12 protein-coding genes are annotated in these 20,668 nt (G+C 62.5%); 5 read left to right on the top strand and 7 right to left on the bottom strand.

Annotation, left to right across the window (positions count from 1 at the left end; all coding sequences use genetic code 11):
• Positions 1–10: 10 nt before the first annotated feature.
• The 5 genes from JOE41_RS11095 to JOE41_RS11115 form a co-directional block, all read right to left on the bottom strand.
• Positions 11–1,450 carry an NAD(P)/FAD-dependent oxidoreductase gene (locus JOE41_RS11095; RefSeq protein ID WP_209752374.1) on the bottom strand — a complete coding sequence of 480 codons (1,440 nt, stop codon included), beginning with the start codon at positions 1,448–1,450 and terminating at the stop codon, positions 11–13.
• Positions 1,443–2,912 (bottom strand): glycosyltransferase family 87 protein, encoded by a 1,470-nt coding sequence (locus JOE41_RS11100; protein ID WP_209752375.1) that lies wholly within the window; start codon positions 2,910–2,912, stop codon positions 1,443–1,445. The genes JOE41_RS11095 and JOE41_RS11100 overlap by 8 nt, the downstream gene beginning before the upstream one ends.
• 183 nt (positions 2,913–3,095) lie before the next feature.
• Positions 3,096–3,317 (bottom strand): hypothetical protein, encoded by a 222-nt coding sequence (locus JOE41_RS11105; protein ID WP_011693976.1) that lies wholly within the window; start codon positions 3,315–3,317, stop codon positions 3,096–3,098.
• Between the two features lie 583 nt (positions 3,318–3,900).
• Positions 3,901–4,485, bottom strand: a complete 585-nt coding sequence (locus JOE41_RS11110) for a histidine phosphatase family protein (protein WP_011693977.1) — start codon at positions 4,483–4,485, stop codon at positions 3,901–3,903.
• Positions 4,486–5,976 (bottom strand): CCA tRNA nucleotidyltransferase, encoded by a 1,491-nt coding sequence (locus tag JOE41_RS11115; RefSeq protein ID WP_011693978.1) that lies wholly within the window; start codon positions 5,974–5,976, stop codon positions 4,486–4,488.
• 160 nt (positions 5,977–6,136) lie between these two features.
• Here JOE41_RS11115 and JOE41_RS11120 point away from each other — a divergent pair, with 160 nt between their 5' ends.
• From JOE41_RS11120 to trxA, 5 genes are all read left to right on the top strand, one after another.
• Entirely contained in the window at positions 6,137–6,685 is a 549-nt protein-coding gene (locus tag JOE41_RS11120) for an NUDIX domain-containing protein (protein WP_011693979.1), read from the top strand.
• A 69-nt stretch (positions 6,686–6,754) separates the two neighbouring features.
• On the top strand, positions 6,755–8,854 hold the full coding sequence (murJ, locus tag JOE41_RS11125; protein WP_374068739.1) for a murein biosynthesis integral membrane protein MurJ: 2,100 nt from the start codon (positions 6,755–6,757) through the stop codon (positions 8,852–8,854).
• Positions 8,855–9,021: 167 nt separating this feature from the next.
• Positions 9,022–10,638 (top strand): ABC transporter substrate-binding protein, encoded by a 1,617-nt coding sequence (locus JOE41_RS11130; protein ID WP_209752376.1) that lies wholly within the window; start codon positions 9,022–9,024, stop codon positions 10,636–10,638.
• Between the two features lie 207 nt (positions 10,639–10,845).
• Complete coding sequence (gene trxB / locus JOE41_RS11135) at positions 10,846–11,802, top strand: thioredoxin-disulfide reductase (protein WP_209752377.1); 957 nt, start codon at positions 10,846–10,848, stop codon at positions 11,800–11,802.
• A 37-nt stretch (positions 11,803–11,839) separates the two neighbouring features.
• On the top strand, positions 11,840–12,166 hold the full coding sequence (trxA, locus tag JOE41_RS11140; RefSeq protein ID WP_011693983.1) for a thioredoxin: 327 nt from the start codon (positions 11,840–11,842) through the stop codon (positions 12,164–12,166).
• Positions 12,167–18,335: 6,169 nt separating this feature from the next.
• On the opposite strand, the gene JOE41_RS11145 is transcribed toward trxA, so the two are convergent.
• Complete coding sequence (locus tag JOE41_RS11145) at positions 18,336–19,520, bottom strand: ParB/RepB/Spo0J family partition protein (protein WP_209752378.1); 1,185 nt, start codon at positions 19,518–19,520, stop codon at positions 18,336–18,338.
• A 65-nt stretch (positions 19,521–19,585) separates the two neighbouring features.
• Positions 19,586–20,653 carry a ParA family protein gene (locus JOE41_RS11150; RefSeq protein WP_011693987.1) on the bottom strand — a complete coding sequence of 356 codons (1,068 nt, stop codon included), beginning with the start codon at positions 20,651–20,653 and terminating at the stop codon, positions 19,586–19,588.
• Positions 20,654–20,668 lie beyond the last annotated feature (15 nt).

A 20,668-nucleotide genomic window follows, 5' to 3' on the forward strand; every position in this document is an offset into this window, starting at 1 on the left:
ATCCGCAGCCTCAAAAACGGAGCGGGGGGACCTTCAGGCCGAATATGTCCTTGAGGGCATACCTTGCCGCATGGAAGCCGGGCATGCCGGTGACACCGGGCCCGGGAGGTGTGGACGAGGAGCACAGGTACACGCCTGCCAGGGGCGTTCGCCAGGGCACGGGACTGATCACCGGCCGCTGGATCAATCCGCGGAGATCCATAAGCCCGGCCGCAAAGTCCCCTCCTACGTAATTCTGGTTGTATTCCGCCAGCCCGGCAGCCGTGGTCACATGGACCTGGACCACGAGGTCCCGGAAGCCCGGCGCAAAACGTTCCAGCTGGGCCGTCACCGCCTCCGCCATATTCACCGTTGAACCTGACGGAACATGACAATACGTCCACAGGATGTGCCGTCCGTACGGAGCGCGGGAATCGTCAAACCGTGACGGTTGGGACACCAGGACGTAAGGCCGTTCCGGATGCTTCCCGGAAGCCACCTGGTTCTCGGCCTCGGCCATCTCTGCGCGTGTGCCGCCCACGTGGACAGTTCCGGCGTCGGCCAATCCGGCCGCCTCCCACGGGACAGGTCCGGACAGGATGAAATCCACCTTGCAGGCGGCATTCCCAAAGCGGAACGACTCCAGCGACCGGCGGTATCCGGCCGGCAAGTTATCCCCGGCGAGCCTGACCAGCGCGGGCGGCGCGATGTCCAGGAGGGTCGCCCTGGCCGGCGGCAGCTCCGCCAGGGATTCGATCCGCCGTCCGGTTTCCACTGTCCCGCCATGGGCTTCGATGTCCCGCACCATGGCGCGGGCGATGGATGCGGACCCGCCCACGGGGATCGGCCAGCCCTGCGCGTGTGCCAACGTCCCGAGCATCAGGCCGGCCCCTGCCGGTGCCAGCGACGGCAGCCGCCCCACCGAGTGTGCTGCGACGCCGGTCAGCAGGGCGGGCACAAGCTCGTCGCTGAACCTGGCGTCCCATGCCGCAGAGCCCTGCTCCAGTGTCCGCACGCCGAAAAGCACGGCGGCAACGGGATCGCGCGGGATCCGCAGGAGCTGGTTAAGCGTGAAGTCGGCAATGCCGTCCGCCCGGCGCACGAGGGGTGCCATCAGCCGCTTGTAAGCGGGCCCATCCGGTCCGAGTCCTGCGGCAGTGCGGTCCAGGGAACGGTAGGCCAAGGCAGCCCGGCCGCCGTCCAGAGGTGATCCGAAGGAAAGCTCCGGAGTGACGAGGTCAATCCGGCGGGACAGCTCGAAGGCTTGGAAGAACGGCGAGGCAAGGGCCATCGGCTGGACGGCCGAACAAATGTCGTGCAGGTGGCCGGGCTGCATGAGTTCCGAGGTCCGCAGACCGCCCCCGGCGGTTTCCGCGGCTTCGAACACGTGCACCTTGAGGCCTGCCCTGGCCATGGTCACGGCAGCGGCAAGTCCGTTCGGCCCCGAACCTACGACGGTGACCTCAGGCATTGCCGGCCGTCCGCCGCCAGGGGAGTGCCGACGCCGCCGGGTCTGCCGGATTCAGGCGCAACCAGTCGCGCGCGCCGTCGAACGGGCCTCCCTGCGGATCGTCCACCGAGTGGCGGCGGACCACATCGTGGCCGGGGTCACGGATATCCCAGGCCACACGGGCCATCAGGTAGGCCGTTGCGATCATGTGCAGACCCACGGCCAATACGTAATACGGCATGTCGATATTGTGCTGCGTCGGGCCGCCGCTGGTCACCTGTCCCAGGTACATCCACACGGCCGCCCAGTGCAGCCCTTCGATGCCCTGCCAGATCAGGAAGTCACGCCAGCGCGGACGGGCCAGGGCCAGCAGCGGAATCAGCCAGATGACGAACTGGGGTGAGTACACCTTGTTGGTCAGGATAAACGCTGCGACGATCAGGAACGCCAGTTGCGCCAGGCGGGGCCTGCTGGGGGCCGTCAGGGCCAGGACGGCGATGAGAACGCAGCTGATGAGGAACAGATTGAGGGCCAGGGTGTTGATGGCTTCGGGCCCCAGGGGCAGCCACTGCAGGCGCCCGGCCACGAGGTTGTACGCAAACCAGGGTGAGCTGTAACCGGCCGGGCGGTCTTCCGTGAATTGGTAGAAGTACTTCCAGCCCGAGGGGTTCATTGCAGCGATGGGGACGTTGACGGCGAGCCAGGCAGCGACGGCGGCCGCTGCGGTGACCAGCAGCGGCCGGATTTTTCCTGTCCTCAGGGCAAGCAGGAGGATCGCACCGAAGACCAGTAGGGGATACAGCTTGGTGGCCGTTCCCAGGCCAATGAAGACGCCGGCCAGCACTAGCCGTTCGCGGGAAAAGAAATACATGCCGACGGCGAGCAGGCCCACCGCCCACATGTCCCAGTTGATCACTCCGGCGAGGATGATTCCGGGGGCCACCGCAACCATGGCGGCATCCCAGGGCCGGCGCCCGCTCATGCGCGCCGTGGCAAGGACCGTGACAATCCACACGGCGGCGATGAGGGTGGCGTTGACGTCGAAGTAGCCAAGAATGCGGGCGTCAGTGGCGCCCTGTCCGGGCACCAGCATGGCCGTCAGTCCCGCGATGATGCCCATCAGGACCGGATATTCGAAGAAACTGCCTTCACTGAAGAAGGGAAAGGTGCCCTCGCCGAGTCCCCGGTTGCGGAAGAGTTCCGGGAAATCGGAGTAGCAGGTGGAATAGAACTGGCCCGGCGACTCCCAGCCGTTCACCCGGCAGTAGTTCTTGACCATGATGCTTGCCAGGCCTGCCAGCACGGTGAGGATAATGAGGACGCGTTCAACGGTGAAGAATCCCGGCGAGACGATGCCCGGTGCGGCCCGCCGTCCCATCGGTCCGCCGATCAGCTCGGTGAAGTTCCTGAGCAGGAGATCACTTCGGCTGGGGATAACCAGGCGGGACCGTTTTCGGTGCGCCGGCGGCATTGTCTCCTGCATTCCTCGAGCTTACCGTCGCTCCTGCGGGATCCGGCTCCGGTATACAGCTGCTCCGGCAAACAAAAAGCCCACGCGTGGCCGCGTGGGCTTTTTGAGCATGGATATGGGTCGTCGCCATCGGGTCCTCCTGGATATTTCCGTTCCCGACTGCAGCACGGGAGCTCAAGAAACAGGGCCTTGGCCTCAGCGGATGATGCCGCCCATCTGGTGCAGTACGACGTAGACGTCTTCGCGGTTCTGGTCCAGAAGCTGGCCGTTGAACAGCGTCTTGTTCTTCAGAGCCGGCTGCCAGCCAAAGCGCAGGACGCTTCGGAGTATTTTCAGCATGGTTACCTCCTCCCGTGATGTTGCTCGGCGGCGCCGGCCATGATCGGCCTGCGCGGTGGCAGTGGCGTTGATGCTCACGTTGAATCCTTTGATGATTGATTGCGCCCGAAATTGGGCATGACAATTAAGGCCAATTAATTGCTTGAATTAATGGCGGAAATTAGGGCATAGGAATGCCCGGTGGATATGCCCGGACATAAAGACCGAGGCAATTGATGGATTTCGCCAGGCGAAGGTTGGCCCCTGGATGCAGCTGCGCCGCAGTCCCCAACAAGAAGCTGGGTTCCGAACTATGGGGTGTTGCGCAACCGAATGGGCCCGCGTAGACGGCTGACTGCCAGGCAGCTTCCCTGATGGGAAGCCGGTTAACTCAATTCCGGCCCGAGGGCCGGAATCTGCAGGTCAGGAGGCAGTCAGTCCGTGAAGTGGGCGCGAGGCAGCAGCAAAGGCCGGGAAGGCGGTGATGGTCATCTTCCATCCGCTAGTCAAAGTAATCATTTTCCCAACCTCCTTTTCTGCTATGCCGCGGCCCAGTTGACTACTGGACAGCGGGCGCCGGTGACCCTGGCAAAGCGCACTGGAGTCAGGAATAAAATTACACTATCTTCAGGGGTCTTGACTACTGAATTTGGAAGATTCCCCGAATATTTATAAATCGTCTTTATAGTCCCCAGCGGACGATTGCGGGAGTCTTCTTATCCCATCCGAGGGTGCAGACTTTCGCGGTCCCCAGGATGAAATGCCGGCCCTCGTGCGGGTCCAGTCCCAACCAGCGCGCAGTCAGGATCCTGGAGAAGTGTCCGTGGGCCACTATGAGCACGTTGTCCAGGCCGGATTCCAGCACACGTGCCACAATCTTGTCCGCCCGGGCAGCCACTTCCTCCAGGGCTTCCCCGTTGGGCACGCCATGGGTCCAGATCAGGTACTCCGGGTTATCCTTCCGGATCAGGTCGGAGCTGATTCCTTCGTAATCGCCGTAGTTCCATTCCACCGCGAGGGGTTCCTGTTCGGCGTCGGGGAATCCCGCCAATTCCGCCGTGCGGCGTGCCCGCCGCAGCGGCGAGGTCAGCACCAGGTCGAAGTCGACGGCGTCAAGCACTTTGCGTGCCTCCACGGACTGCTGCTCGCCCTCTACCGTCAAGGGCAGGTCGGTGAGTCCGGTGTACTGGCCGCTCTTGGACCATTCGGTTTCGCCGTGGCGCAGGATCCAGAGCTGGGGGCGGGCAGTGCTGTTGAGTGAAACCACTTATGACTCCTCGGTAGTGGAAAGTTCGACGCCGGCGGCCGGCTGGTGTTCGGCGGCCTCGGGCTGGTCCGCCCACCACTCGCGCAACCTGGCCTCTGCCACAACAGGATCGAGCGGGCCGTGCTCCATCCGCTGTTCAAGCAGGAACTTATATGCCTTGCCCACCACGGGCCCCGGCTTCAGCCCCAGCAGGGCCATGATCTGGCCGCCGTCCAGGTCCGGTCGTACCGCTTCCAGCGATTCCTGCTCACGCAGTGCGGCGATGCGCGCCTCAAGGTCGTCATAGGCAAAGGACAGCCGGTCCGCCTTGCGCTGGTTCCGGGTGGTCACGTCTGACCGGGTCAGGCGGTGCAGGCGCTCCAGGAGCGGCCCTGCGTCCGTAACGTACCGGCGGACCGCGGAGTCGCTCCAGCCGGCCTCCCCGTAACCGTAGAAGCGCATGTGCAGCTCGACGAGCCGTGCCACTGCCTTGATGGTGTCGTTGTCGAAGCGGAGGGCCTTCATCCGTTTCTTGGTCAATTTGGAACCCACCATGTCGTGGTGGCGGAAGCTCACCGCGCCGCCCGGTTCAAAACGGCGCGTAGCCGGCTTGCCGACGTCGTGCATGAGGGCCGCAAACCGCAGCACAAAATCGGGGCCGGGCACTGCGCCGTCGGAATCTGTCTCCAGGGAGGCGGCCTGCTCCAGCACCTGGAGCGAGTGCTGGTAGACATCCTTGTGCCGGTGGTGTTCGTCCGCCTCCAGGCGCAGGGCGGACACTTCCGGCAGGACGAATTCGGCCAGGCCGGTGTCCACGAGGAGGTCGATGCCCACGCGGGGGTGGGCTCCGCAGATGAGCTTCACCAGTTCCTCGCGGACACGCTCCGCGGAAATGATGCTGATCCGTTCCGCCATCTGCGACATTGCGTGCTTGACGTCCCCGCGGACCGCCACGCCGAGCTGGGCGGCAAAGCGGGCCGCCCGCATCATGCGCAGGGGGTCATCGGAAAAGGACGTCTCCGGTGCACCGGGCGTGGCCAGCACGGAGGCGTGGAGGTCGCGCACACCGCCGAAGGGGTCAATCAGTTCCATTGAGGGCAGCCGCAGCGCCATGGCATTGATCGTGAAGTCCCGGCGAAGCAGGTCATCGGTCAGCGAGGACCCAAACGCCACCATGGGTTTCCGCGACTCCGGATCGTACGCCTCGGCGCGATAGGTGGTGATTTCAATCTGGAAACCGGACTTCCGCATTCCGATGGTGCCGAACGCCTTGCCGATCTCCCAGAAGTTGTCCGCCCACTTGCGTATCAGTGCCAGAGTCTGGTCCGGCGTGGCGTCCGTGGTGAAGTCGAGATCAGGGGAGCGCCTGCCCAGGAACAGGTCACGTACGGGCCCGCCCACCAGCGACAGTTCATACCCGGCGTCGACGAAGCGCTGCCCGAGTTCCAGGACCACCGGGTCCACCTGGAAATCGACGGTGTGCGGGTCGGACTTTTGATGTGCGTGCGCCATAGTTACTTAAGCTTGTCAGAAAACCACGCCAACAAGCACCAATCGGACCCGCCTAACCGCGCCGTTACACCGCAGGTTCGGGAATCCGCGTCATACGCAGTCCACTTTCTTGTCATGTTCCGGTCATCACCAACGGGCAAGAGTCGTTAGAGTGGACTTCATGGCCCATCCCGTACCGAGTGCTCCTGGCAGGAGGACAAACCCACCGTTGCCGTCGGCAATCGGTGCCCATGTCGCGCCCGCCCAGCACCCCGGGCCGGCCTCGCTGCCCACGGTCGAGGAAATCTCCGCCGGCGGCGTAGTCGTTGACACGTCCGACGGCGAACTGAGGGTCGCGATCATCGCCCGCCTTAACCGCGGCGGACGCCTCGAATGGTGCCTGCCGAAGGGCCACCCGGAGGGCAAGGAAAAGAACGAGGAAGCGGCAGTCCGCGAGATCGCCGAGGAAACCGGCATCAGCGGCGACATCCTGGCCCCGCTGGGGAGCATCGACTACTGGTTCACCGTCAGCGGCCACCGCGTCCACAAGACCGTCCATCACTACCTGCTCCGGGCCACGGGCGGCGAGCTGACCATCGAAAACGATCCCGACCAGGAAGCTGTGGACGTCGCCTGGGTGCCCATCCAGGAACTTGCCCGCAAGCTGTCCTTCCCTAATGAGCGCCGTATTGCCGACCTCGCCAGAGAAGTCCTGCCGGAACACCTCTGAGGTCCCGTGACTGATTCCATGAAGCGCCGCCCACGTGCCTAAATGCGCACCTTTGAGACGATGAAGGCCATGTCAGCAGCCAATCCAGCTTCCCCCGAATCCGGCTCCGCCGATTCCCAGGCCGAATCAAGGACTGTCCAACACGGAGAGGCCCGTTCCAGCGCCATCATGGCCGCCGGGACCCTGGTCTCCCGCTTCCTGGGCTTCGGCAAGACCTGGATGCTTGGAGCGGCCCTGGGCCTGGGCTCCACGGTCAATGACACTTTCATCAACGCCAACAACCTGCCGAACCTGATCTTCCTGCTGGTGGCCGGCGGCGTGTTCAACGCCGTCCTGGTGCCCCAGATCATCAAGGCCAGCAAGGCGCCGGACAGGGGAGCGGACTACATCAGCCGCCTGCTGACGCTGGCTGTGGTGGTGCTTCTCAGCCTGACTTTGCTGGTCACCCTGCTGGCTCCGTGGGTCATCGAGCTGACCACGCAGGGCTACTCGGCCGAACAGAAATCCCTCGCCGTCTCCTTCGCGTTCTGGTGCCTGCCCCAGATTTTCTTCTACGGCCTCTACGCCCTCCTGACGCAGGTGCTGAACGCCAACGGGGCATTCGGCCCGGCAATGTGGGCACCCATCCTGAACAACGTTGTGGCCATCGCCGGCCTGGGCATGTTCATCTGGATCCTCGGCGCCAACGTCACCAATCCGCACACCCTGGACAACTGGGGACCCACCCAGACCTTCCTCATAGCCGGCTTCTCCACCATCGGCGTGGTGGCCCAGACAGCCATCCTGCTGATCCCGGTGTTCCGCCTCCGCCTGGGTCTCCGGCCCAGGTTCGGCTGGCGCGGGGTCGGCCTGGGGCAGGCCGCGAAGCTGAGCGTCTGGACGCTCCTCACTGCCGCCGTCGGGCAGCTCGCCTTCCTTTACGTCATGCGCATTGCCACGATTCCGGGTACGGAGCGGCTCCGCCTCGAGCGCGCGGGGGACCTCACCGCCGCGGCCACCCTGCCCGGCAACGCCGTACTGGAGGTGGCCAGCCAGCTGTACCTGCTGCCGCACTCCATCATCGCCCTCTCGCTCGCCACAGTGCTGTTCAACCGCATGACCCGGGCTTCCCAGGACGGAGACCGGGCAGGGCTCCGGGACGCGCTCTCCCACGGGCTTCGCACCATGGCGGTGGCCACGGTCTTCGGGGCGCTGGCGCTGTTTGCACTGGCCGGTCCGCTGGGCATGTTCTTCTCCGGCGGCAAGGTGCAGGACGGCGTAATGCTCGCCCAGACCCTGACCATCCTGGCCCTGAGCACACCGTTCATGAGCGCCAACTTCATGATGTCCAGGGTCTTCTACGCGAATGAGGACGCCCGTACGCCGTTCTACATCCAACTGGTTCTGGCAATCGTCAATGTGGTGGCGGCCTTTGCCATCCAGTTCCTGCCTTATGACCGAATCATCTTCGCCATTGCCATCCTCTACACGGGCGGAAACATCCTTTCCGTGGTTGTGAGCTCGTTCTTCCTCCGCCGCCTCCTGGGGCACCTGGACGGCCCCCGGATCGCCAATTCATACATCCGGATGGGATATGCAGCGCTGGGTTCCGCGCTGGCCGGCGCCGGCGCCCTGTGGCTGATGGGGAGCTACAGTGCCGACGGCTTCGCTTGGAGCGGCAGGATCCAGGCCCTGGTGACCATCGTCGTCGTCGGGCCCGTGATGCTCGTGGCGTACCTCTTCCTGCTGAAACTTTTCCGCGTCACGGAACTGCGCGACCTGCTGCAGCCGCTGCTCGGCCGCCTGGGCCGGGGGGCCGCCCCCGCCGCCGAACCGGCGGAGCCTGCCCCGGGCTCCCCGGCCGGCACCCCCTCCGCCCCGCAACGAACGACGCCGGAGCGCGCCACTGTCTCGGTGGACACCGGCCTGATCCCGAGAATATCCGGCGAATTCGACGCTGCGTCGTTCCGTGCGGGACCGCAGGTTGACGACCCGGCGGCGCACCCCGATGTGCAGCAGAGCGGTTCCCCGGGCGAATACCTGCCGGCCGAGGAAGTGCCCAACACCGCGAGGGGCGGCATCCTGCGGGAGGAAATCCCGTTGCCGGGCCGCCGCACCTTCCAGGGCACGGCCGGCCGCAACCCGCACTTCAGCAGGCGGTCAGAGAGTCGGCGCAAGAAGAAAAGGTGAGACCGCCTCGGGTCCACCGAGCCTGTCTCACACGGCCGTAACGCACCATCGGCTAGGATCAGAAGCTAACTAGGGTAGTAGTTACAGACCAGAAATTAACCGGCTAACCGGCGTATCCGCTTTCGCATGATTGAGGCGCGGTTCCCCGGACAGTCTAGGAGGAACCCGTGTCCCACCCGATCGATGTTGGATCAGTGCTCGGCGGCCGCTACAAGGTCACCGCCACCGTATTGACCTCACACGACCATGATCTGGTGCTGGATGGCGTTGACCAGGTCCTCAACCGGCCGGTAAGCATCCTCGTTGCGGGTCCGGACAATGCGGAGCAGGTCGCCCAGAGCGCCCGCGAGGTTGCCACCGGGGAGCGGCCCGGAAATGTGCAGATCCTGGACCTTGGCGTCAGCGATTCCACCACCTACCTGATCACCAACCACACTTCTGCTGCCGATCTCCTGGACCTTGTGGTTGCCTCCAACCCGCCCTACGTGGAACCCTTCTTCACGGACACCTTGGGCAGTGAAATCTTCGGACAGGCACGGTCGCACGAACCGGAAACGTATGACGGCCAGTACGACGAAGAAGAGGTCGAGGCCGGCTACATCAACTACGGCAACAACCAGCCGGCCGCCCAGGACCGCAAGCAGTCGTCACCGCCGGTGGTCCCCCCTGTCGTTCCGCCACGTGCCGCACCGGTGCGACCGGCGGCGGCCCCCTCTGTTGGTTCCTCTGGCTCCGATGCAGGCGCTGCGCGCACCGGCGGTGCACGCGGAACAGGCCCCGGAGTCGCAGGGTCGGGCGCCGGAGTCGCAGGTGCGGCGGGGCTTGCGGCCGGAGCCGCGGCTGCGGCCAAGGAGTCCAACGCCCCTTCCACGGCACCCCAGGCCACCACGCCGCAGCGCGCTGTTCCCACCGGGAGTCGCAATACCGAAGCCATCAACACACAGGCTCCGGCTACGGATTCTCCCAAGGTGTCCCTCTGGGAGAACAGCGACTACGACTACCCGGAAGGGGAGGCACCCTCCACCGGCCCCGCCAGGACCGCCCGGGAGCGCATGGCAGCCACCTTCCCGGCATTCGCCGGCGGCGGCCGCGACGAAACAGACGAATACTACGACGACGAAGAGCCTCCCGAGCGCGAGCCGCGGTCAATGCGCTGGCTTGTGGGCGGGCTGCTGGCCGCTGTGTTGGTGGTCGGACTGATCTTTGCAGTCTCCAACCTGGGAAGCCTGTTTAAGAGCGAACCCCAGAGCAATCCTGCACCGGGAACCTCCAGCAATGCATCCCAGCCCCAGACGTCCGAGGCTCCGACAGCCAGCGGGTCCTCAGCGCCGGTGGCAGGTCCGCCCGCCGTCGAGGGCGTCTCCCGCCTGGGTACCTTCGATTTTGCCGCCACCTACGACGGCGACCTTTCAAAGACATTCGATGGCAACGGGGCAAGCTACTGGTCTGACATGGAATTCGCCACGGACAACTGGGGCGGGCTTGCTCCGGATGTTTCCCTGGTCGTGAAGCTGAAGAGCCCCTCGAAAGTCTCCTCCATTACTCTCAGCCAGCTGGGCGGCAGCGGCGGTAACATCAGCGTCCTGACGAATGACCGGCCCTCACTGGAAGGCGCCAAGCAGGTGGGAACCAACAGCTTTACCTCACCGGACCTGACCATGCCGCTCCCGGAGCCGGTCACGGCACAGTACGTGATCGTGTCCATCAAGAATCTCCCCAAGCTGGCTGCGCCGAAGACCCGCTTCGGCTACGGTCTCCGCCTCGCTGAGATCAAGGTTCAGTAGCTTCCCTGACATCTGGCAGGAACGGGCCCGAAGTACCTCGGTGGCCCGGTAACACGGTGTCTCCCGGCCCGGCAAGACGGTACCCTGAGTGGTGGCGTCTTGTTGGTCTGCCTCCATGCCCGGAATATTCAGGATCAACAATGGGTTGTGCCATGTGGCCGGCCAGCAACAGCAGGCGCATCGACAAAGGAAGAGGTTCACCGTTCAGTGAGCACCGCAGAAAACACCGCGTCCCAGGTACGTGATGTCATCATCGTCGGCTCCGGCCCTGCAGGCTACACGGCTGCAGTTTATACGGCGCGAGCCAACCTGAAGCCACTGCTCCTTGCCGGTTCCGTCACTGCCGGCGGCGAACTGATGAACACCACCGACGTGGAAAACTACCCTGGATTCCCTGAAGGCATCATGGGTCCCGACCTCATGGAGAACTTCGAAAAGCAGGCTGCACGCTTTGGCACGGAGATCCAGTTCGAGGATGTCACTGCTTTGGATCTCGACGGCGACATCAAGACAGTCACCATCGCCACGGGGGAGACCTTCCAGGCCCGCGCCATTATCCTGTCCACCGGATCGGCATACCGCGAACTCGGCCTTCCCAATGAAAAGCGACTGTCAGGCCACGGCGTTAGCTGGTGTGCAACCTGCGATGGTTTCTTTTTCAAGAACCAGGACATCGCCGTTATCGGCGGTGGAGACTCCGCCATGGAAGAGGCACTGTTCCTCACCAAGTTCGCTAAGTCCGTCACGGTAGTGCACCGCCGGGATTCTCTCAGGGCGTCCAAGATCATGGGCGACCGTGCGCAGGCGCACGAGAAGATCAAGTTCGTGTGGAACACAGGCGTCGAGGACGTCCTCGGCGGGGACAAGGTCACCGGACTGAGGCTGAAGAACCTCGTTGACGGCACCGCATCTGAACTGGCTGTGACGGGCGTTTTCGTGGCCATCGGAAACGATCCCCGCACCGAGCTCATCAAGGACACTCTCGAGCTCACGCCCGAGGGCACCATTGCCGTTGACGGCCGCAGTTCCAGGACGAGCGTTAAGGGTGTATTCGCCGCCGGCGACGTCGTGGACCCCACGTACCGCCAGGCCATCACCGCCTCCGGCTCGGGCTGCGTGGCAGCTATCGACGTCGAGCACTACCTCGCAGACATCCACGCTTAAACAGCGCACCATTGATCCGAAGGGAAACAACAAGGTAATGAGCAACGCAAAAGACGTAACGGACGCAAGTTTCAGCACGGATGTACTCTCGGCCGACAAGCCGGTCATCGTCGACTTCTGGGCTGAGTGGTGCGGTCCCTGCCGCAAGCTGGGCCCCATCCTGGACGAGATCTCCGTTGAGTACAGCGAGAAGGTCAATGTAGTCAAGGTAAACGTTGACGACAACCCGGCAATCGCTGCCGAGTACGGCATCACCTCCATTCCGGCCGTCTACCTGTTCCAGGGCGGCGAAGTGAAGAACACGGTCATCGGCGCCAAGCCGAAGCAGTTCTTCGAGAAGGAATTCGCTGACGTCCTATCCTAGTAGCCGGACAACTTTGGGCGGACCTCACCCTGCCCGGGATTCCGGATAGCCATTGGCGGTGGCTGGCACTCACTCAAGGGTGCCAGCCACCGCTTTTGCTTTTAAGGGTCAGCAGTGCGGGCCGGGAACGCGGTACCTCCAGGTGGGGCCGAAATAAAACTCATATCGGCTGCTTAATGACCGTAATTCCGCTCAAGGCCGTTCCCGCCGGAAGCACTAGGCGGACCTGAATAGGGGTAGGCTGATTGGCCCCACAATCCGGCCACTCAAGACTCTGGCACCTGACGAGTCGGCTTACGCCAGGTCAACGCCAGACCAAACCCGAAGAGTCACGTTAAGTCCGAGCGTGAGTCCACAGGGGCGCAGCGTGATGGGCTGGTACTGACCAGGAACCGAGTAGCGTTCCGAAGGTTATAGGGGAGACGACGTAGGGCAGGAAGTCAGGGCTATGACTGGTGCGGCCCCCGACCTACGGCGCCGGTTCATCGTTCACCGCAGCAGCGAACCTCGCTGCCTGGCGGTGCCACAACCGGTTAGTCGAAGCGAAATTCATTCCCGGGGTGGGTGCTGTTTCACGTGAAACAGCGGAGTGTCAGTTCCCGCTCTTAGTCCGGTCCATTTCGCTGGATGAGGCGCCTGCCGCCTTGGCTGAAAGCCGGCGGTACAAAGCAATCGCTTCGAGGTCCGATTTAAGAAGAATCCACACGTGCTTCGAGAACATCAGGCTGTCGGAAAACCTGACGAGCGGGGGGCCAGCCGTTCAGTCCCAAGTCCTGTCTCAGACTGACGTTGTTTCACGTGAAACGTTCAGGGGACCAAGGGGGGCCGACCCCTGACCCCGCTGCCGCACTGGTTTGGAGGGAGCCAAGTTCTCCACCGTCGGATGGAAGGGGAGGGTTCCAACTTGGCAAGCACAGGCGCCAGAATCACAGCAGCATGGGCGCCGCACGGAGCAAGAGCCTTGGACGGCGTTGCGGTCGATACCGGCAATTCATGGAATACGGAATATGCGGTCACGATGCGTGCTGCGGAGGCCATCCCTCCGACTTCAAGTCGAGCGAGGTCAGCCCAACGGGGCAGGCTTACCCTTCGTTGACTCAAGGAGGCGACCATGGGCGACGCAACCCGCCCCGGCTCTCGCGCCGCCCAGCGAACATATCATTCCGACCCCAGTAGCCCCCGGGGGAGGAATTCCAATCATTTGGAAGCTCGGCATGGTCTTCGCCCCGGAATTTGCCGTTCACAGCCCCTAGGAAGCGCTGGCGACCGACTAAATGCAGAGAACTGGTCGAACATGACACGTCCGGTGGGGGCACCCAAGTAGATGCTTTCCCTCCGTGGACAGCTACTTCCGACCAGTTCCCGTTTGGGGTGACCACGGACCTTGGGAGTATGACTGAATCACCAAGCATTGTTCCAAGCTCTGATGGAGACGGGGTGGGAGTGGGGGCGGTCGGTCCCTGAGCCTCAATGCGTACAAGACGCGCCATCTCTGCTTCCGTTAGCAACCCAGATCAGAAGTTGCGACCGGTGCCCTGCGCTTGGCACCTAAGGCAGCCATCCGCCGCCTTATGGCGGGCAGCATCGAGGGTCAGCTGTTTCACGTGAAACATTGCCGTCCCCGTTGCAGCGGTCAAACCCGAAGTCTTCGACGGCAAAGCAGACCTACTGACCGCGGACGCTTGGCAAACTCAACACTTCCCCCGGGGAAGGACATTGGCCCATTCCAGTCTTTAGAGGGATCCCCGGCACTACGTTCATGGGCAGGTGTCACACCAACATCAGAACCGGATAGCAGCTGAGTGGTCGGGGCCCGGCCGGGCCCCACTGATCCAGGGCAGGAACGTTCGCACCGGCAGCCGCGAGTCGATATGTACGTCGTCCTACTTACTTCCTCCAAACAACCTGAGACTTCCGCTTCTGCAACTACAGAGCGGCGCAAATGACCTTGCCGGCGGTGGACCGGAAGCCGCTCGAAATGAAGTAATCCGGTTCGCAGCAACTCGAGCTTCAAGGAACCGTCGCCTATAGACCTACAACCCGAGGGTCCGCTAGCAGACGCGCCCTGTACACCGTCATGTTTCACGTGAAACATGACGCGCATCAATGGACTCGTTGCCCAGTTAGCCAGCCCGTCAACCTGGAACGAATGATCGCAAAACTAGGACTGGGACCGGCGCAGTCCGGTAAGCGATATGCACAGCGCCGCCCTGCCGAACGCCTGCGTCCTGAACACCACCTCTCTACCTGGTAGCCAACCCTTAGTTGTCACTGAATACCGACGGCGGGACTGACCCTGCAGGCAAACCACGACTGGACCAAAGGAACGAGGGATGTGGATAAGTGCTCCACCGGAATGGCACCGCAGCTCGAGTTACGTGGGCCCACGTCGGCGGAGCATCCTTCTCTTCATGACCGAAGAACAAGGGAGAACCAAGAACCAAGGTCTACGCCAGGACCCACGCAGCCGTAGCCGCCGCAGTATCCGCATCAGGTGCCATCACCCACCTAACCCAGAGTCCCGGCGGCGGTTCCCGACAGTCCGATTCGCAATCCGGGTCGACGTCGCACCGCCAATGTCCATGGCGTAAGTCACGAGACGCCACTCGAGCCGCCAAGTCAACGTGTGCCACGGGCGGGCAGGTGGACAAGGCTAGCAGTTCCCATCAGGAGAGTTGCCCACCAGGAGCTCAAACACATGCACTGCTCGCCGGACCTATTCCGTTCAAAGCGACTGCACACTCCTGAGCCTTCCCTGCGGCCCTCCTCGGGGGAGAGCCAGGACCAAAACAGTCATGACCGGACGTCCAGCGATGCCCTCTACTTCTTCCACGCACCTTGCCCTGGCGGTCATGGCCTTTGGTACGCCGTGAACCTCATGCCAATACGGCCGGCGAAGAATGAGCCACGGTCCTAAGGCCCGACGCTTCCGCAGCACTCATGGATACCGCTTCAGCCTCCTTCTGTGGAGCCGGGATGGCACAGGCACAGGACGTCCGAACCTTGGCCCCGCGGCATCACCCCACGTAGGCGCAAGTTCCGTAACGGGAGAGAGAGGCCCGGCGCGACGACTCATTTGTTTGGGTAGTCCCGAAATGGTCTGAGCTCGGGAGCCTGCGACCGATCCGACCACCCATGAGGAACTCAAGGGGCCCGCGACACCATGCGAAGCCAGGCCCGTTGGACTATGTACGGCTGCTCTTGGGGCCACCGGAGTTGCTTCCATAACCAAGCAGCGCGTACGCGAGAGCGGTAACGCCACCGTCCCAGCGGCTTAGCGAAATGGCGCCATGCACTAGCTGTTCCGGTAACGGCGGGCGTCGACCAAATGCCCACTAGCTCTTCGCCGCCCCCTCGACCGAGCGTACGGCCGGGTTCGACTCCGCGCCGTCCGGTCACCCACGTCCCCCCTCGCTGGACGGGTTGGGAGAGCCTTGCGGACTCCGGCGGCACTTGACGGCTCCATGATTCTGATTCCACGCGTCCGCGGTAAGACCGGTGTCTAGTCTCCTGGAACGGGTTTGAAGATCAGTTGTCCCCACCGCTTCCCTCTTTCTCCACAGAAGTTATCCACATGTTTGTCCACACGGATCCAGGTTGTCCCCTACTCGTGACTTTGGACATAGCTTTGTACCGAGTCGGCAGAAGTCCTAACGTGGCTTGCGTCATCTTCTGTGTCCTATGGGAATTGGAAAGGCTACGCCCTTCCGGGGCGTCTGCAATCATCATTAATTGTGCTGTTTTTAGCTGATTTCCGCATGATTACACGCACTGGAGGAGGTTTCGTTAGCGACAAGCAATGTTTCACGTGAAACGGTGCTGCGGCGGCGCTTTCTACCCGGCCTTCATCCGGCCTGCGCACGTCTGGGAGGGGCCGGTGGTGGGGCCTTGAACCTCTGCTTATCCCCAAAGTTATCCACAGCGATATCCACCATGTTATGCACCGTCTTATCCACCGAGGTCGACCATTCTGAATGACGAGAGCTTTCACCTCTGACGTCGTTCAAGACAGAACTGGTGGCGTCATGACCACTTGAAGACTGCCACACCTCGATGCTGGCGGATCCCGAATTCCGATGAGCAACATTCAAGGAATAGATGCAAATGACCAATCTGCGCCATAGGACCGCCCCGGGCTGAGGGCCAAACTTCATCCACACAACGAAGCTGCCCCCACATCAGGACCGCGTCCTCCCATGCCAAGTGTCGGCAGGGGAGGAGTTTGGACGACGACGGCAACTAGATCAGACAGAAACTTGATCATGGATACATTTTCTTTGCCACTCCTTCGCTGAAGGGATCAACCGGCACTGCGTCTCCATGCCAAGGCCATCGATCAAATGCCGGAGGAACTCACGGACTGGTATCTGTCAGGTTGGTCAATCGCTCGACGCAAACACGAATGGCTTTTGCTACCTCAACCCATCCCGACGCTCACGAGGCCTGGCATCCTGCTCGGGTATGAACACACTCCATGGCCAACCCGAATAGGTGCTCCGGTCTGCCCACTGGCACTCCGGCACCGATAATTGCTGCGGCCGGTTTGTGCTCCCTACTTAGCTACGAGCAATGCCGGGGAAGCCAGGAAACAGGGCTGCACGCGATCCCGATCAGGCTTCCTGCGGACTCCTTGTATTCGGCGCCCAGCTGCCATTTCGGTCCCTCACCCCGACGCAGCCACATTACGTACTCACGGGGGAGTACACATTCGGGTGGTGGTCATCGGGCTGTTGACGACGATGGGACCAGGCTGGCAGAGCTCCCTTCCGTCCCGCGCCGCTCTGATCATCACCTGCCAGCTGGCTACCGGGGCTCAAAGAAGTATGACAACATCGGACCGGCATTCACGAGTAGGTTTCACGTGAAACAAACCATAGTGTTCAGCGCAACCCTTGCTCGTCTAGGCAGTCTGTCGGACCCTGAAGCGACGAGCGAATCACAGCGAACCCGGCAGCGAGCCGATCAAGGACGGTTGAGACGGACCGAAGGCTTTGCGACACCGTGCGGTCGGGAAGACCGCCTGGACCAATATGATTGAGATTTCACCATCACGCGGCGGCGGCAACAGGGCTGCCGGCGACCGCGTTCACTAAACAACGAGAGCGTGGGCAGCGACTTTACCTAACCACGGGCGGCCGCATGCCGATACCAGGGGGCCTCACTTCGTCTAGATCTACCCGGAAAGTAGCGCGGTAGAACTCCCGGCCAGACCACCAGTGCCACGTTCTAAGCCCCGGGGTTTCACGTGAAACATATACACCGTGCCACGGGCGGGGACGCACTCGTGGCGGCGAGACCACCAGGCGCCACGCACCCAACTGCGGACCCTCTGGCACAGTTCCGACTACAACACGAACAGTGGCGCCTGCTCCGCACATTGCCCGTTCGTCGCACAGGAAACACCGCCACTCGCCAAGCAGGCCCAAGAACATGAGGCGACCTGCTACCGCGAACATCATGCTCACAAGGCGTCGTGAGGCCCCTGAACCACAATTACTGCATGGTTGGCATACAGAATATGGCTTCCTCCCGCGAACGACGTCCACTACCGAAGACAACTTTCAAAACACCGGAACAACGGGGCACAACCACAGCCTCGGTAGAACCGTGCACATACAACAGGCTTGGGAGGGCCTCCTGATAGTCCTAACGCCTGCCGCTGTGTGCGCACACCACACACAGTATCGACAGCGTGGCTGCCACAATTGGCAGCGCCGGGCCCTCGCCGCCGAGCGGAAACGGGCCAAATCATGGCCGTGCAGCGATTCCGCAGTTGAACTACAGCAACAGCTTCCGTCAGAACGGCCACGGAGCGCTCTCCGAGGCCCAGCGGCCCAGGTGGTGCCGTCAGGCTCCTCGCGCCCGGCGTACAGCCCCCAGAGCCCCGGTGGGGCACCACCGCAGGGGCGGCAGCAACGGAGCCTGGGACTGGCAGCGACTCACACAGAACGCCGTGCGCCACCAGGGCGGCTGGGTTGCCCGCTCCAATCCTTGCTGCCCGGACTTGAGCGGCTGCCTTTCCTTCGGCTACGTACCCCCGGCAGCGATCCGGCAGTTTCCTAAAGGATGAACCACAACCTCGAAAGGGTTGGGCAACAGCGTTACCCCCGCCAGCCACAAAAAAGGGGCCTGTTTCACGTGAAACAGGCCCCGAACTTTTACTATAAAACTAGTTTTCTGACCCCGGGGTCAGAACTTCCATGATCCGGTTCAAGTCCTCCACGCTGGCAAACTCGATGCTCACGCGGCCCTTTCTGGCACCCAACGAGATTTTCACGTTGGTATCGAGCCGATCCGACAGAGAAGACGCGAGATAGTCCAGCCGCTCATGACGGGCACCCGGGCGGGGAACGTTGTTCTTAGCCGGCGTTGCTGGGCTCTGGTAAAGAGTGACAGCTTCTTCAGTTGCACGAACCGACATTCCCTCAGCGACGATCTTCTGGGCAAGACGCTCCATTGCAGCCGCATCGGGCAGGGCCAGCAGTGCGCGTGCGTGGCCAGCGGACAAAACGCTCGCAGCTACCCGGCGCTGCACCAACGGCGGCAGCTTGAGCAGGCGCAGAGTGTTCGACACCTGGGGCCGGGAGCGGCCGATGCGGTCGGCAAGTTGTTCATGCGTCGTACCGAAGTCCTCGAGCAGCTGCTGGTACGCGGCCGCCTCTTCCAGAGGGTTCAGCTGGCTGCGATGCAGGTTTTCGAGAAGTGCATCCCGAAGCAGGTCATCGTCAGTGGTATCCCTGACAATGGCAGGGATAGTTTCCAGCCCCGCGGCCTGTACTGCCCGCCAGCGGCGTTCACCCATGACCAGCTCAAAGGGTTCGCCACCCTTTTCGGTTGAAGTACGGACAACAATTGGCTGGAGAACGCCTATTTCCCGGACGGAGTGGATGAGCTCCGCCATGTCGTCTTCATCGAAGACGGAACGCGGCTGTTTCCGGTTGGGATGGATATCGCCAACCGGAATCTCCGCGAACCTGACCCCGGGGACTTCCACCAGTTCCGGCCCGGCGTCGGCGACTACAGCTACTGAAGCCGAAGTGTCGGCATTCCCCTCAGGCTTTTCGGTAGCGGCCTTCTTGGCGGGGGCTGACTTGGCCGCAGTTTTTCGAACAGGAGCTTTCGAATCAGGCGACGGCGTAACGCCGGGGGACTTACTGGGGGCCGGGGACACTGAAGGAGCTGCGTCGTCCTCGACGGGAATCACCGCGACTGGAGTAGCCGTCTTCCTGGCCTCCGGAAAAAACAGATCCACCGGACGCGAAGGTGCTGCGCCGTTGCCGGATGCGTTAGCCGGAGCGGAACTTGGAATGAGTGCGCCAAGACCGCGACCGAGGCCGCGTCGCTTATCGCTCATGGATAAATCCCTCCAATGGAAGAGCCCGGCAGATCCGGCTCTGGCTAGTGCAATTGTTGAAAATTCTAACGTTCAGCGATTTCCGCTGCGGCTTCCAGATAGGAGAGTGCACCGCTGGAGGACGGATCGTAGGTCATCACAGTCTGCTGGTAACTGGGCGCCTCGGAGATCCTGACTGACCGCGGCACCACAGCACCGAGAACCTGTTCAGGGAAGTGTTCACGGACCTCGGCAGCTACCTGCGCGGCAAGGTTCGTTCGACCGTCGTACATGGTGAGGAGGATGGTGGAGACGACCAGATCAGCGTTGAGGTGCTTCTGGATCATTTCGATGTTCTTCAGCAGCTGGCTGAGACCTTCCAGGGCGTAGTACTCGCACTGGATGGGAATCAGGACCTCACTGGCGGCACAGAAGGCATTGACTGTCAGAAGGCCCAAGCTGGGCGGGCAGTCAATGAAGATGTAGTCGAGACGTGCCTCGCCGGCCTTTTGGCGCTCCTTGGCGTAGACGTCAATCGCACGGCGGAGTCGCTGTTCCCTAGCGACCAACGAGACAAGTTCAATTTCCGCGCCGGCCAGGTGAATGGTGGCGGGTGCACAGATCAGGTTCGCAATGTCCGGGCACTGGGCTACAACGTCTTTGAGGGGTACATCGTTGATCAGGACATCATAGATGCTGTCCACGTCTGCGTGGTGCTCAATACCAAGGGCGGTAGAGGCGTTGCCCTGGGGATCAATGTCGATGACGAGGACGTTCAGTCCGGCTGCAGCGAGTGCGGCTGCAATGTTGACGGTGGTGGTGGTCTTGCCAACCCCGCCCTTTTGGTTCGAGACGGTGAAGACACGGGTCTTCTCCGGCTTCGGGAGCTGCCGGCCGATCAGCCGCTCGCGCCGTTTATTTTCGTGGGCCAATTCACGGGCGATGGGGCTCGAGTCATCAATGGAGTCCATGATGTTTCCGCTGACCGATCCGGAAGTTTCACGTGAAACTGCGGTGGACTTGGAACGGCTTGCAACCGAATTCAGATGATTCCACGAGTCAGTCGGCGCAATCGAGGGCGCGACCATAGCCCGTGCGGACCCCAGGGACACGAACGGGGGTATCCGCTGTGTGGAGGCTTCGCTACTGGTCACTGTGACACACTCACT

This window comes from Arthrobacter sp. PvP103 (assembly GCF_017833075.1).
Lineage (GTDB): Bacteria > Actinomycetota > Actinomycetes > Actinomycetales > Micrococcaceae > Arthrobacter.